Annotated in this window: 14 protein-coding genes; 6 read left to right on the top strand and 8 right to left on the bottom strand. The window is 66.6% G+C overall.

Annotated elements, in window-relative coordinates:
* Window positions 1-67 precede the first annotated feature (67 nt).
* A complete protein-coding gene (locus DPV79_RS23880; RefSeq protein WP_042975630.1) occupies window positions 68-967 on the top strand; it encodes a LysR family transcriptional regulator in 900 nt (299 codons plus the stop codon).
* 170 nt (window positions 968-1,137) lie between these two features.
* Window positions 1,138-1,671, top strand: coding sequence for a class IV adenylate cyclase (locus tag DPV79_RS23875; RefSeq protein WP_048023987.1), 534 nt, complete (start codon window positions 1,138-1,140; stop codon window positions 1,669-1,671).
* 119 nt (window positions 1,672-1,790) lie between these two features.
* Here DPV79_RS23875 and DPV79_RS23870 read toward each other — a convergent pair whose 3' ends face one another.
* Window positions 1,791-2,276, bottom strand: coding sequence for an Lrp/AsnC family transcriptional regulator (locus DPV79_RS23870; protein ID WP_006408082.1), 486 nt, complete (start codon window positions 2,274-2,276; stop codon window positions 1,791-1,793).
* A 139-nt stretch (window positions 2,277-2,415) separates the two neighbouring features.
* On the opposite strand from DPV79_RS23870, the gene phhA reads away from it, so the two are divergent.
* Window positions 2,416-3,309 carry a phenylalanine 4-monooxygenase gene (gene phhA / locus DPV79_RS23865; protein ID WP_059493994.1) on the top strand — a complete coding sequence of 298 codons (894 nt, stop codon included), beginning with the start codon at window positions 2,416-2,418 and terminating at the stop codon, window positions 3,307-3,309.
* An 80-nt stretch (window positions 3,310-3,389) separates the two neighbouring features.
* Entirely contained in the window at window positions 3,390-3,767 is a 378-nt protein-coding gene (locus DPV79_RS23860) for a 4a-hydroxytetrahydrobiopterin dehydratase (protein WP_255221837.1), read from the top strand.
* A 92-nt stretch (window positions 3,768-3,859) separates the two neighbouring features.
* Here the strand turns inward: DPV79_RS23860 and DPV79_RS23855 are convergent, their stop codons facing one another.
* Window positions 3,860-4,090 carry a DUF3717 domain-containing protein gene (locus DPV79_RS23855; RefSeq protein WP_021160419.1) on the bottom strand — a complete coding sequence of 77 codons (231 nt, stop codon included), beginning with the start codon at window positions 4,088-4,090 and terminating at the stop codon, window positions 3,860-3,862.
* A 122-nt stretch (window positions 4,091-4,212) separates the two neighbouring features.
* On the opposite strand from DPV79_RS23855, the gene DPV79_RS23850 reads away from it, so the two are divergent.
* Both DPV79_RS23850 and DPV79_RS23845 read left to right on the top strand, forming a co-directional pair.
* Window positions 4,213-4,905, top strand: coding sequence for a response regulator (locus DPV79_RS23850; protein ID WP_006401494.1), 693 nt, complete (start codon window positions 4,213-4,215; stop codon window positions 4,903-4,905).
* A gap of 119 nt (window positions 4,906-5,024) precedes the next feature.
* Window positions 5,025-6,509 (top strand): sensor histidine kinase, encoded by a 1,485-nt coding sequence (locus DPV79_RS23845; protein WP_042975628.1) that lies wholly within the window; start codon window positions 5,025-5,027, stop codon window positions 6,507-6,509.
* A 134-nt stretch (window positions 6,510-6,643) separates the two neighbouring features.
* Here the strand turns inward: DPV79_RS23845 and DPV79_RS23840 are convergent, their stop codons facing one another.
* From DPV79_RS23840 to DPV79_RS23815, 6 genes are all read right to left on the bottom strand, one after another.
* Window positions 6,644-7,174, bottom strand: a complete 531-nt coding sequence (locus DPV79_RS23840) for an SET domain-containing protein (RefSeq protein ID WP_042975626.1) — start codon at window positions 7,172-7,174, stop codon at window positions 6,644-6,646.
* A 179-nt stretch (window positions 7,175-7,353) separates the two neighbouring features.
* On the bottom strand, window positions 7,354-8,466 hold the full coding sequence (locus tag DPV79_RS23835) for an NADH:flavin oxidoreductase/NADH oxidase (RefSeq protein WP_113046637.1): 1,113 nt from the start codon (window positions 8,464-8,466) through the stop codon (window positions 7,354-7,356).
* Between the two features lie 215 nt (window positions 8,467-8,681).
* A complete protein-coding gene (locus DPV79_RS23830) occupies window positions 8,682-9,392 on the bottom strand; it encodes a glutamine amidotransferase (RefSeq protein WP_042975637.1) in 711 nt (236 codons plus the stop codon).
* Between the two features lie 28 nt (window positions 9,393-9,420).
* Window positions 9,421-10,059, bottom strand: coding sequence for a MarR family winged helix-turn-helix transcriptional regulator (locus DPV79_RS23825; RefSeq protein ID WP_027788730.1), 639 nt, complete (start codon window positions 10,057-10,059; stop codon window positions 9,421-9,423).
* Window positions 10,060-10,567: 508 nt separating this feature from the next.
* On the bottom strand, window positions 10,568-11,683 hold the full coding sequence (locus tag DPV79_RS23820; RefSeq protein ID WP_021160413.1) for a YbdK family carboxylate-amine ligase: 1,116 nt from the start codon (window positions 11,681-11,683) through the stop codon (window positions 10,568-10,570).
* A gap of 14 nt (window positions 11,684-11,697) precedes the next feature.
* Window positions 11,698-12,912 (bottom strand): cation:proton antiporter, encoded by a 1,215-nt coding sequence (locus DPV79_RS23815; protein WP_021160412.1) that lies wholly within the window; start codon window positions 12,910-12,912, stop codon window positions 11,698-11,700.
* Window positions 12,913-12,943 lie beyond the last annotated feature (31 nt).

Raw genomic sequence — 12,943 nt, 5'->3', positions numbered from 1 at the left:
CCGCCGCCGGCTGGCGATCCAATGAGTTATGCTGAACTGCGTTATAAGCCGCGCTCATATCACGACGATGGATCTCACCCTGCTCCGTGCGTTCGCGACGGTCGCACGCGAAGGCAACCTGACACGCGCCGCCGTGCAGCTGCACCTGACGCAGCCGGCCGTCAGCCTGCAGATCAAGCATCTGCAGGAAACGCTCGGCGTCACGCTGTTTACGCGCACGTCGCGCGGGCTCGCGCTCACGCGCGACGGCCAGACCCTGCTGCCGCATGCGGAACGCGCGCTCGCCGCGGCCGCCGACGTACAGCGCGCCGCTGCTGCGCTGCGGCACGAGGTGCGCGGCCGGCTGCGGATCGGCACGATCCTCGATCCGGGCTTCCTGCGGCTCGGCGGCTTCCTGCGCGCGCTCGTCGAGACCCATCCGCAGATCGAAACCGCGCTGCGGCACGGGATGTCGGGGTGGGTCATCGAACAGGTGCGCACGCAGGCGCTCGACGTCGGCTACTACATCGGCCGGCCAGGCGAGGACGATCCGCTCGACGGCGCACTGTTCCACACCGTCACGCTCACGCAGTTCGAGTACCGCGTGCTCGCGCCAGCCGGATGGAAGGAGCGCGTACAGCGCGTGAACGACTGGCGCTCGCTGGCCACGCTGCCGTGGATCTGGACGCCGCCGGCATCCGCGCACCACCGGCTGCTGTCGCGGCGCTTCGCCGACGCCGGAGCGCAGCCGCTCAAGGTTGCCGAGGTCGACCAGGAGCAGTCGATGCTCGATCTCGTCAAATCGGGCATCGGATTGACGCTCGCGCGCGACTCGACCGCGCTGGCCGAAGCGCACGCGCATGCGCTGACGATCGTCGAACGCGTGACGGTGCCGACCGAACTGACGTTCGTGACGCTCGCCGAGCGGCGCGACGAACCGGCGATCGCGGCGGCGCTGCGGCTGATCGAAGCGCAATGGGCGATATGAGCGGCGCTGATGAAAGTGCGCGTGCCGGGCGTCGGGCGTCGGGCACCCCGCTGCCGGGCACGACACGCGTCATCGCGCCGCAGCCCGCCCCCGCCGTCACGCCACCGTCTCCGCGTTTTTGCTAGATTGTGCGTTCGCACACCGCGAGACCCCGATTGAAGGAGACCCGCATGGCCCGCAACATCGAGATCAAAGCCCGCGCCCGCGAATTCGACCAGCTGCGCGAACAGGCGGCCAAACTCGCGACCGAAGCGCCGCTCTTCTATCGGCAGCAGGATTTCTTCTATGACGTGCCGCGCGGCCGGCTGAAGCTGCGCCGCTTCGAGGACGGCACGCCGGCCGAACTGATCTTCTACCAGCGCGACGACCGCGACGGCCCGAAGGCGTCGTACTACACGCGCAGTCCGGTGACGAACCCCGACGCGATGCACGCGCTGCTCGCCACCGCGCTGACCACGCGCGGAATCGTGACGAAGGAACGGCACGTGTACCTGGCGGGCCGCACGCGCATCCATCTCGACCGCGTCGACGGCCTCGGCGATTTCATCGAACTGGAAGTCGTGCTCGGCCCCGACGACGACGAAGCCGGCGGCGAAGCCGAAGCGCACGCCGTGTTCGCGAAGCTCGGCGTGTCGCCGGACGATCTCGTCGCGGTCGCATACGTCGACCTGCTGAACGCCGACACGCAGCCCGAAGCGGCCTGATCCGGCCCTGCGCCGGGGCGGCGCAACCCGCGCCGCCTTCGACCCTGACGCCCCGCCGCCCTGTCGTCCTGTCGTCCTGTCGTCCTGTCGTCCTGTCGTCCTGTCGTCCTGTCGCCGTGTCAGGCCGCGCCGGGCGCCAGGTGCGCGAGCGGCAGCGCGCCGTTGCGCTTGAAGGTCGTCAGCACGATGTTCGAGCGCACGCTGTCGACGCCCGGCACGCGCATCAGCTTCTTCATCACGAACTGCGACAGCGCGTTCAGGTCGGGCGCGACGATTCGCAGCAGGTAGTCCGCGTCGCCCACCACCGCATGGCATTCGAGCACTTCGGGCAGCACGTCGATCTGCTGCTGGAACTGCTCGATGATCGAATCGCCGTGGTGCTTGAGCTTGAGACTCGTGAACGCGGTGACGCCGAGCCCGAGCTTTTCGGGCCGGAGCATCACGCGGTAGCCTTCGATCACGCCGGCCGCTTCGAGCCGCTGCAGCCGCCGGCCGATCTGCGACGGCGACAGCGGCACCTCCTCGCCGAGCTGCTGATGCGTCGCGCGGCCGAAGCGCTGCAGCACGTCCAGCAGCGCGAGATCGAAGTGATCGAGTTCCAGCATGAGCATTCTCCGCATTGATCCTTGATTTGATGCGCGATTATCGCATCATCGTGCGAATCAACGCCAATATTGCGCCCATTCCGCGTGCAGCCCGCTCTACACTTGCATGGTTCACAACCGCCACGTGCAGAGCCAGATCATGTCCACCGTCGTCACCGCGAAACTGCAGGAGCAGTTCGATGCGGGCCTCGAAACCCGCGCCGATTTCACCATCGACCAGCCGCTCGCGCGATACGGCCAGGTCGACCACGCGGTGTGGAAGCAGCTCTATGCACGCCAGTCGGCGCTGCTGCGCGGGCGCGCGTGCGACGCGTTCGTCGCGGGGCTCGGGAAGATCGACCTGCCGGCCGATCGCGTGCCGTCGTTCGCCGACGTGAACCGCCAGCTGAAGCCGGCAACGGGCTGGGAGATCGTCGCCGTGCCGGGCCTCGTGCCCGACCGCGTGTTCTTCGAGCATCTCGCGAACCGGCGCTTCCCGGTCACCTGGTGGATGCGCCGCCCCGACCAGCTCGACTACCTGCAGGAACCCGACTGCTTCCACGATCTCTTCGGCCACGTGCCGCTGCTGATCGACCCGGTGTTCGCCGACTACATGCAGGCGTACGGCCGCACCGCGCTCGCGGTCGCCGACGACGAAGCGGCGCTGGCGCGGCTCGCGCGACTCTACTGGTATACGGTGGAATTCGGGTTGATCCGCGATCCGCGCGGCACGAACGGCCTGTCGATCTACGGTGCCGGGATCGTGTCGAGCAAGGGCGAAAGCCTGTACAGCCTCGAAAGCGCGGCGCCGAACCGGCTCGGCTTCGACCTCGAGCGCGTGATGCGCACGAAGTACCGGATCGACACGTTCCAGAAGACCTACTTCGTGATCGACGATTTCGCGCAGCTGTTCGCGCTCGCCGACGTCGACGGCCGCGCGCTGGCCGACCGGCTGGCGGCGCTGCCCGAGTTCGCGGCCGGCGCGGTGCTCGATACCGATCGCGTGCTGCATCTCGGCACCGGCGAAGGCTGGCCCGACGACGCCGACGCGTGACCCGCGAGCGGGCGCCGATGGTCTCCGGATGGCCGCCCCGGATGCCCGTCGCCGGATGGCCGTCCCACAACTATGAAACAATGACCGGTGCCGGCTTCGTCGCGCGGCGCAGCCGCGCGCGGGCGCCGTTACCGAACGAGAGGTGCAAGATGATCCACAAGCTCACATCAGAAGAACGCAAGACCCGGCTCGAAGGCCTGCCGCTCTGGTCGGCCGTACCGGGCCGCGACGCGATCCAGCGCAGCCTGCGCTTCGCCGATTTCAACGAAGCCTTCGGCTTCATGACGCGCGTCGCGATCAAGGCGCAGGAAATGAACCACCATCCGGAATGGTTCAACGTGTACAACCGCGTCGACATCACGTTGTCGACCCACGACGCCGACGGCCTGACCGAACGCGACATCGAACTGGCGCTTTTCATCGACCTTGCCGGCGCGCACGCGAAACCGGCCGCCTGACACTTTCCTCTACCGCCGCGCGTCCTTCGATGCGCGGCGCGTCAACTTTTCATTTCGATGAACGTTTTCTAGGATGTAGTCAGCGAAAGCCTTCAGCTTTCCAAGCCATCCTTAAGGCGCACGTAAGTCTCGTACGCATTCCGTGCCTTGGGGTCCAAACCTTCCAGTTGCAGCGCGCCTTGGCGCTGTACAATCAGCAGCGCATACGGCTTGGAAAGCGCGCTGGCCTCTTCGCAGAGTTTGAGTTCGTCGCCGCTCGACGGCGAGCGGGCGCGCCAGAAATTGATCGCGGCTTCTAGGTCGTTGATCGAAATATCGGACATGATTGGATTTAATCGTTCGCTGGCCGCCATGCTTGATGTCAGGTGTCGCGGCACCCCTGTGGAAACGGCGTCGTGCTGTCCGCGTGCCTGAACCGCCAACCCATTGTACTTGAGCGAACTTCATGCGACTCCTTCTGATCGAAGACGACCGCCCCATCGCACGCGGTATCCAGAGCAGCCTCGAGCAGGCTGGCTTCACCGTCGACATGGTGCATGACGGCATCTTTGCCGAACAGGCGCTGGCACAGAATCGCCACGAACTCGTGATCCTCGACCTCGGCCTGCCGGGCATCGACGGGATGACGCTGCTCACGCGCTTCCGCCAGACCAACCGCCACACGCCCGTCATCGTGCTGACCGCACGCGACGAGCTGAACGACCGGATCCAGGGCCTGAACTCCGGCGCCGACGACTACATGCTCAAGCCGTTCGAGCCGGCCGAGCTCGAAGCGCGCATCCGCGCGGTGATGCGCCGCAGCGGCCCGCACAGCGACATGCCGCGCCCGGAAGTGTCGCTCGGCGGCGTCCGCCTGTCGGGCGTCGATCGCCGCATCTTCAACGATGACAAGCCGCTCGAACTGTCGCCGCGTGAATTCGCGGTGCTCGAAATGCTGCTGCTGCGTCACGGCCGCGTCGTCAGCAAGGCCCAGCTGCAGGATCACCTCACGCACTTCGGCGGCGATCTCGGCGACACCGCGATCGAAGTCTACGTGCACCGCGTGCGCAAGAAACTCGAGCAGTGCCGCGTCGAAATCGTCACGGTGCGCGGCTTCGGCTACCTGCTGCAGGAAATCCGCCAGACGGCGAGCGTCTGAACGGCGGTGCGGCGCACCGGCCGGCCTCGCCCGCCGGCGCGCCCACCCTGCCCGCATCGCCGCCCGGCGTACGACCGCGCCGCTCCCCGTGAGCGGCGCTTATCCATTTGCCCGTCGAAATGTCACCTGATCCGGCTGTGACCACCAGCCTGCGCCGCTCGCTGCTTCGGCGCCTCGCCGCCCCGTTGTCGATGCTCGCACTGATGAGCGGCCTGATCGCCTACTGGCTCGCGTGGCAATACACGCAGCACGTGATCGACCGCTCGCTCGCCGATCTCGCGACCGCCATTTCCAAACAGATCCAGATCGCCGGCCCCGACGCGCCGTTCACGGTGCCGCCGCTCGCGCAGGCGATGTTCTCCGATCCCGCCGAAGCGCTGATCTACCGGATCAGCGACGGCGAACAGGAACTCGCCGGCGATCCGAAGCTGCCGCTGCGGGGCATCAACGTGCGCCGCATGCATCACGCATACGTGTTCGAGGCCGAATACGACAACCGCGCGGTACGGGTCGCGCAGGTGCGCGTCGACAACGTCGAAGGCGGCAAGCCGATGGTCGTCGAGGTCGCGCAGCCGGTGCGGCACCGCTACCGGATCGCGGCCGAATTCCTTGTCGCGATCATGATGCCGCTGCTGCTGCTGCTGCTCGCGGGCTGGGGCATCGTGTGGCGCGTCGTCAACCAGCAGCTCGGCCCGCTCACGCATCTGGCCGATTCACTGAACCGGCAGACCCACACGTCGCTGGAACCGGTCGACGAAACCGAGGTGCCGCTGGAAATCCGGCCGCTGACGAGCGCGATGAACGCCCTGCTCGGCCGCCTGAAAACCGCGCTCGACGCGCAGCGCAAGTTCATCGCCGATGCCGCGCACCAGTTGCGCACGCCGCTCACGGCCGTGAAGCTGCACGCGGAGCAAGCGGCCGTTGCACGCGACCCGCACCAGACCTTCGCCGCGGTGCGCGAGCTGCGCGCGGCCGCCGACCGCGCGGTACGACTGTCGAACCAGTTGCTGTCGCTCGCTCGCGCGGAACCGGGCGAACAGGCCGCGCGGTTCGTCGATGTCGACCTCGCGGCGATGGCATTCGAGACGGGCGCCGAATGGGTGCCGCGCGCACTCGCGTCGCATGTCGACCTCGGCTTCCAGCGCACCGACGATCCGGGTGACGACGAGAAGCTGGTCGTGCGCGGCAACCCCGTGCTGTTGCGCGAGGTGATCGCGAACCTGCTCGACAATGCGCTGAAGTACGTGCCGCTCGCGCGGCCGGATGGTGCGCGGATCACGGTGAACGTCGCGCGCGGCGTGCTCGAGGGCGGCCAGCCGGCCGCCGAGATCGTCGTCGAGGACAACGGCCCCGGCGTGCCCGCCAACCAGCAGGCCGACCTGTTCAAGCGATTCTTCCGCGGCGATGCGCAAAACGGCAACGGCGTCGAGACGGGCGCCGGGCTCGGCCTCGCGATCGTGCACGACATCATCGCGATGCACGGCGGCACCGTATCGTACGAGGATGCGTCGGAAGGCGGCTCGCGCTTCGTGGTGAGGGTGCCGCTGGCTGCACGCACGGACAAGCCGGCCAGCGAAACCCCGGCCGCCGAGTCGACGCACTGAGCGATTCGCGGCGGGCAGCCCCTGGCCGGGCCGCGCGCCGGATGACGAAGGCGGAAAACCCGGCAGCAAGCCGCATGATGCGGCAGCCGGGCGCTGAAACGGCAACGGCAACGCACGATGCGCCGCCGCCTGCGTCACTTCCTGTTTTTCTTGTCCTTCGAACGGGACTCGGACTTGCCGTCCTTCTTGTCCTTCTTCTTTTTCTTCTTGCCGCCGTCGTCGGGCGTCGCGAGCAGCGTGCCGCGGCACGACGTTGCGCCGCAATGGCACGCGTATTCACGCTTGAGCGACTTCGTCAGCTTCGCGTCGATCACGAGGCCGTAGTCGTAGAACAGCTCCTCTTCCGGCCCGATGTCGCGCAGCGCGTGGATGTACACGCGGCCTTTGACTTCCTCGGCTTCGCAGTTCGGTGCGCACGAGTGGTTGATCCAGCGCGCGCTGTTGCCGTCGATCTTGCCGTCGATCACCCCGCCCTCGTCCAGTGCGAAGTAGAACGTATGGTTCGGTTCGCTCGGGTCGTGCGGATGGCGACGCAGCGCTTCCTTCCACGAAATTCGTTCGCCCTTGTATTCCACTACGCGCTCGCCGGCCTTGATCGGCGCCACGGCGAACACGCCCTTGCCGTGTACTCCCGAGCGGCGCACCGCGATCCTGCGTGAACTCATCGACCGAATCCTTGTGAAAACGACTTGAATGGGGGCGGCCGCGATCGCGGCCTCGCGCCGCGCAAAACGAAAACGCGGCACCGGTCGGTGCCGCGTCGGGGCATGCGGCGAATCACCCGCATCCTACACGTTCACGATTGCTTCGTTCAACATCACACGCAATATTGCGCGTGCGATGCTCAACGCTGGCCGAAAGCGACGTCGCCGAACAACGCCTTGTGCTCGCGCGGCTGCGAACGCCAGTACTGCGGCGGCGCCGTCACCTGCGCACCGAGCTCGGCCGCCGCGTGCCACGGCCAGCGCGGGTCGTACAGCATCGCACGCGCCATCGCGACGAAATCGGCATCGCCGGCCTCGATCAGCCGGTTCGCATGCGCGGGCTCGTTGATCAGCCCGACGGCAACCGTCGGCATACCGACCGCACGCTTCACCGCCTGCGCGAACGGCACCTGGTAACCAGGCGACAGCGGAATTTTCTGCAACGGCGACACGCCGCCGGACGACACGTCGATCCAGTCGCAGCCGCGGCGCTTCAGTTCGTGCGCGAACGCAATCGTATCGTCGAGCTCCCAGCCGCCTTCGACCCAGTCGGTGGCCGACACGCGCACGCCGACCGGCCGGTCCTCCGGAAACGCCGCGCGCACGATCTCGAATATCTCGAGCGGAAAGCGCAACCGGTTTTCGAGCGAGCCGCCGTATTCGTCGGTGCGCTGGTTCGCGAGCGGCGACAGGAACTGGTGCAGCAGGTAGCCATGTGCCGCATGCACCTCGATCGCGTCGATGCCGAGCCGTGCGGCACGCTTCGCCGAGGCCGCGAACGCTTCACGGATCCGGTTCAGGCCGGCGGCATCGAGGGCGAGGGGCGGCGTCTCGCCGTCCTTGTGCGGCACCGCCGACGGTGCATGCGGCAACCAGCCGCCGTCGGCGACCGGCACGAGCTGACCGCCCTGCCACGGCACGTTGCTCGACGCCTTGCGCCCCGCATGCGACAACTGCATCGCGACGCGGATCGGCGAATGCTTGCGGATCGCGGCCAGCACGGGCTTCAGCGCGGCTTCGGTCACGTCGTCCCAGAGGCCGAGGTCGCCATGCGTGATGCGCCCGTCCGGTTCCACCGCGGTCGCCTCGATGCAGAGCAGCCCCGCGCCCGACAGCGCGAGATGGCCGAGGTGAATCATGTGCCAGTCGGTCGCTTCACCGCGCTCGGCCGAATACTGGCACATCGGGGAGATCACGATCCGGTTCGGAAGAGTCACGCCGCGCAGCGTGAACGGGGAAAACAGCGCAGTCATGGAGGCCGCTCGCCAGGAAAGGAAAGAGCGAACGAGCGTAGCACGCAGGCCGCAAGCGTGCTGACGGCGCATGCGGCAGTAAGCGGATGGTCAGGTACGGCTCGAAGCGGGTTGCCGGCGTCGCGGCAAACCGCGCGCATACGGCGATGCGCCGGCCTGCAACGGACGCGGGCCGGGCAACCGCTTCGCGGCAAACGGCGGCGCCGCTTGCCGCGTCAGAGTCCGACGCCGTCGAGCCACTCCGCGAACATCCGTCGCGCGGCCGCCTCGAGCGCGGGGCCGTGCTGCGCGGTATCGGCGCGCAACTGGCGCGCGTCGATGCCGGGCGTGGCCGCGATTTCGCCAGCGTTGGCGATCAGCCACGGTTCGAAGCGGTCGGTGCGGATTTCCGGATGGCATTGCAGCGCCAGCACGTGCTGGCCCCACGCAAATGCCTGGTGGCGGCAGGCCGGTGTCGACGCGAGATGAATCGCACCGCCCGGCAGGTCGAACGTGTCGCCATGCCAGTGCAGCATCGACGTCGCCGCGCCATCGAGATGGCGCAGCGGCGATGCGCGGCCGGCATCGGTGAGCGTCAGCGGCGCCCAGCCGAGTTCGTGCTGAGCGGCCGGGTAGACGCGCGCGCCGAGCGCCCGGGCGATGAACTGCGCGCCCAGGCAGATGCCGAGGATCGGCAGCCCGGCGTCGATGCGCGTGCGCACGAGTGCCGCGAGCGGCGCGATCGTCGGATACTGCGCGTCGTCGTACACGCTGAGCGGCCCGCCGAGCACGACGAGGAGCGACGGTTCGAGTACGTCGAGCACCTCGAAGCGCGATGACCCGACGTCGACGTAGCGCACTCGCCGCCCCCGTTCGCCGAGCACCTGCTCGAAGCTCCCGAGATCCTCGAAGTGCACGTGGCGGATCGCCACGACTTCAGCGTTCATCATCGGCCTCCCGGTCGATCGACGGACGTCAGCCGGCGAAAATCTTCCAGGTCTTCTTCTGCGTTGCCGCGTCGGCTTCTTCCTGCACCGAGCAGTCGAGACGCAGATCACTGTCGGACATCGAGATGTCGAGCGCCGCGCAGTGATGCACGGTCTTCTTCGACAGCTTGCCCGGCTGGAAGTGGGCGCACGTCAGGCACATGCGCTGCGGCGGCGTCGCACCGGCCACCTGCAGTTCGCGCAGCGTCTTCAGCAGCGCGCGATACAGTGCGCCCTGCTCGTCCGCGCCAAGCTTGCCGACGGCTTTCGTCAGGAATTCAGGCCATTGCAGCGCCTTCTTCGCAGCCGTGCGGCCACGGGCCGACAGGCGCACGGCCAGTGCACGGCCGTCGTCCAGCGCGCGGCGCTTCTCGACGAGACCCTTCGTCTCGAGCGTGCTGACCGCATCGCTCGTGGTCGCCGCGGTCAGCTGCGTCTCGCGCGCGATCTCGCCGAGCCGCATCGGGCCCTTGCGTTGCAGCAGCAGCACGAGAATCTCGCCCTGCGTCGGCGTGAGGCCAGCGCCTTCCGCCCAATCCCATGCCTGGCTTCGCATGGCCGTACTCAACCGCAGCAGGCTGTGGGTCACACGTCCCGAAGCCTGATTCCCGTAAACGCCTTCGCTCATAGTCTTTTCGCTTTGCCGCCGCCCGGTTTGCCGAGCGGCCGTAGTGTGGAGATCGAATGTCTATCTCAAAACAGACACGCTCTTGCGAGTGCGTCAGCACGGCCGTCGCGAGGGCACACGCGGCGGTCGCGTTCGCGGCGACCGGTAAGACACGCATCGTTCCGGTGTCCGCAAAGCCGACATTCTAAGCGAGAGCGGAAAATCGCACAGCTAAGTTATCCCCTTCATTCTGTGGAAAATCACTGGATAACCAAAATTTTTCGTTGTGCCTGCAATGCCGAACGCCCGCGCGGCGGGGTGTCGGGACATTTTCCTGTTCGGATCGGCCATCGGGCCGACCGCTATGATCCACCGGGTTATCCCGTGTACAGATCGTTGACTTTGCAGCGGAATATCGGGTTATCCACAGATTTTCAGGACAACCGGCAACGATTTCGGCGTCAATCGAGGCCGCCAGCCATTCAGTGAATCGCGACTCGGTCGACCCCGTAATCTGCAAAACATTTTTTCACTCGCGCCAACGTAAGCACTGCTGGCGGACCGTCTCGTTGAGCGATTTTTCCTGTTTGAAAACGGTTCTCAACCACGAGGCGTCGTTCACGCGCGCCTGGGCCAGTGCGCCGATCTCGTCGAGCGCCGCGCGCGAACCGAGCGCGGCCGCATGCGGCGCGATCCGGTCGAGCGTGTCGAGGATGTCTTCGGCAATGGTACGGCGCTCACCCGTCTGAGGATTCACGCAGGTGCCCTCGAGCCCGAAGCGGCACGCCTCGAAACGGTTGAACGTGTAGACGAGGTAGTCGTCCTCCGACAGCTTCAGCGGCCGGTCGGTCAGCAGGTAGCGCGCGAGCGTCTGGATGTAGCAGGCGATCGCCGCCGCGCGGTCGACCGACAGCGGCGTGTCCATCACGCGCACCTCGATCGTCCCGTAGCCGGGTTTCGGGCGGATGTCCCAGTAGAAGTCCTTCATCGAGTTGACGACACCCGTGTTCACCATCTTCGTGAAGTACTCCTCGAAGCTGTCCCAGGTCAGCACGAACGGCGCGCGGCCCGACAGCGGGAACGCGAACACCGAATTCAGGCGTGCCGAATGGAAGCCGGTGTCGACGTTCTGCACGAACGGCGACGACGCGGACAGCGCGATGAAGTGCGGAATGAAGCGCGACATCGAGTGCAGCAGGAACAGCGCACTGTCGGGATCGGGGCAGCCGATGTGCACGTGCTGGCCGAACACGGTGAACTGTTTGGCCAGGTAACCGTACAGTTCGGAGATGTACTGGAAGCGCGGTGCATCGTAGATCTGCCGGTCGCTCCATTGCTGGAACGCATGCGTGCCGCCGCCGGCCAGCCCGACGTTGAGCTGGTCGGCCGCCTTCACGAGCACGTCGCGGATCGCGTGCAGCTCGCTCACCGCCTGCTCGTGCGAATGGCAGATGCCGGTCGACAGCTCGATCATGCTCTCGGTGATTTCCGGCGTGATGTTGCCCGGAAAGGTCTCGCCCTGGATCAGGCGCATCAGGTCGGATGCCGCTTTGGTCAGGTCGTAGTTGTGCGTGTTGACGACCTGGATCTCCAGTTCGACGCCGAACGTGAACGGCTCGGAATTGACGAAGGTTTCGAGTGCCATGGCAGGTTCCGGAATCAGTTGCTGTCGCTGCGCTCACCGACCGCCGACAGGCAGCGGTAGACGATGAACGGGCTGACGAGCTGCAGGATCACGATCGTGCACATCACGATCGCGCGCAGGTGCGGGTCGAAATTCGGATAGAGCTGGTAGGTGTCGTCGACGAGCAGGTACGACAGCGCGGACATCGGCGTGAGCGCGATGCCGAGCGCGATGCCCTGCTTCATCCCGATGCCGCTCGGTTTCGCGAACGCGACGACACCGGCCAGCTTCGCGACGAGCCGCGTGACGATCAGCACGATCGCGAGCAACCCGCCGAGCGCGATGTCGCCCCACGTGAACGACGTGAGCGTGAGCACGAACAGGACCACCGTCAGCAGCCAGCCGGCCGTGCCGAAATGCTCGGGCCACAGCTGCGGGCGGGCCTCGAGGTTCTTCACGATGATGCCGGCGAGCAGCAGCGTGAGCAGCGTCGACAGCTTCAGTGCCTGGGCCACCGCGATCGCGAGCATCACGAGCCCGAACAGCGCGACGAACGAATGCTCGTCGCGCATCGTCGACGTCATGTGGCGGAACAGGAAATTGCACGAACGCGCAACGAGATACGCGACGATGAACGAACCGGCGAGCAGGTAGAGCGGCTGCAGGATCGTCGCGAAAACGTTGCCGTACGCTTCCTGGTGGAGCCAGCTCGTCACGAGCTTGGTCAGCACGATCGCATAGACGCTGTTGAGCGCGGTGAGCGTGATCAGGCGTTGCGACACCTGCCCTTCCGCGCGCAGTTCGGTCTTCAGCTGGATCACCATCGATGGCGATGTCGCGATCGCGATCGCCGACAGCACGAGCGCGACCATCCCCGATACGCCGAGCGCCAGCATCACGAACAGCACCAGCACGAACGTCAGCGTGGCTTCGGCGAGGCTCGACGCGACGAGCCACGGATTGCGCCGGATCCAGCGCAGGTCGAGACGGCTGCCGAGCTCGAACAGCAACAGGCCGAGCGCGACGTCGATCAGCAGCCGAGAGGTTTCGTCGGTGCTTGCATCGATTACGCCGAATCCGAACGATCCGGCGATAAGACCGATCACCGCATAACCGGTGATGCGCGGCAGCCGCCATGCGCGATAGCACAGCTCGCCGCACAGGCCGGCCGCGAACAGCGCGAGCCCGGCCCAGAACACGGCATCTGGCGTAAGCGGCCAGTTGGGCAGGAATGAGAACGCCGACTTCATCGTGGTGACTTCTCCTTTGGAAGCGACCGCC

This window comes from Burkholderia reimsis, assembly GCF_003294055.1.
Lineage (GTDB): Bacteria > Pseudomonadota > Gammaproteobacteria > Burkholderiales > Burkholderiaceae > Burkholderia > Burkholderia cepacia.
The sequence above is the reverse complement of the archived record's forward strand: the minus strand, read 5'-3'. Positions and strand labels throughout refer to the sequence as shown.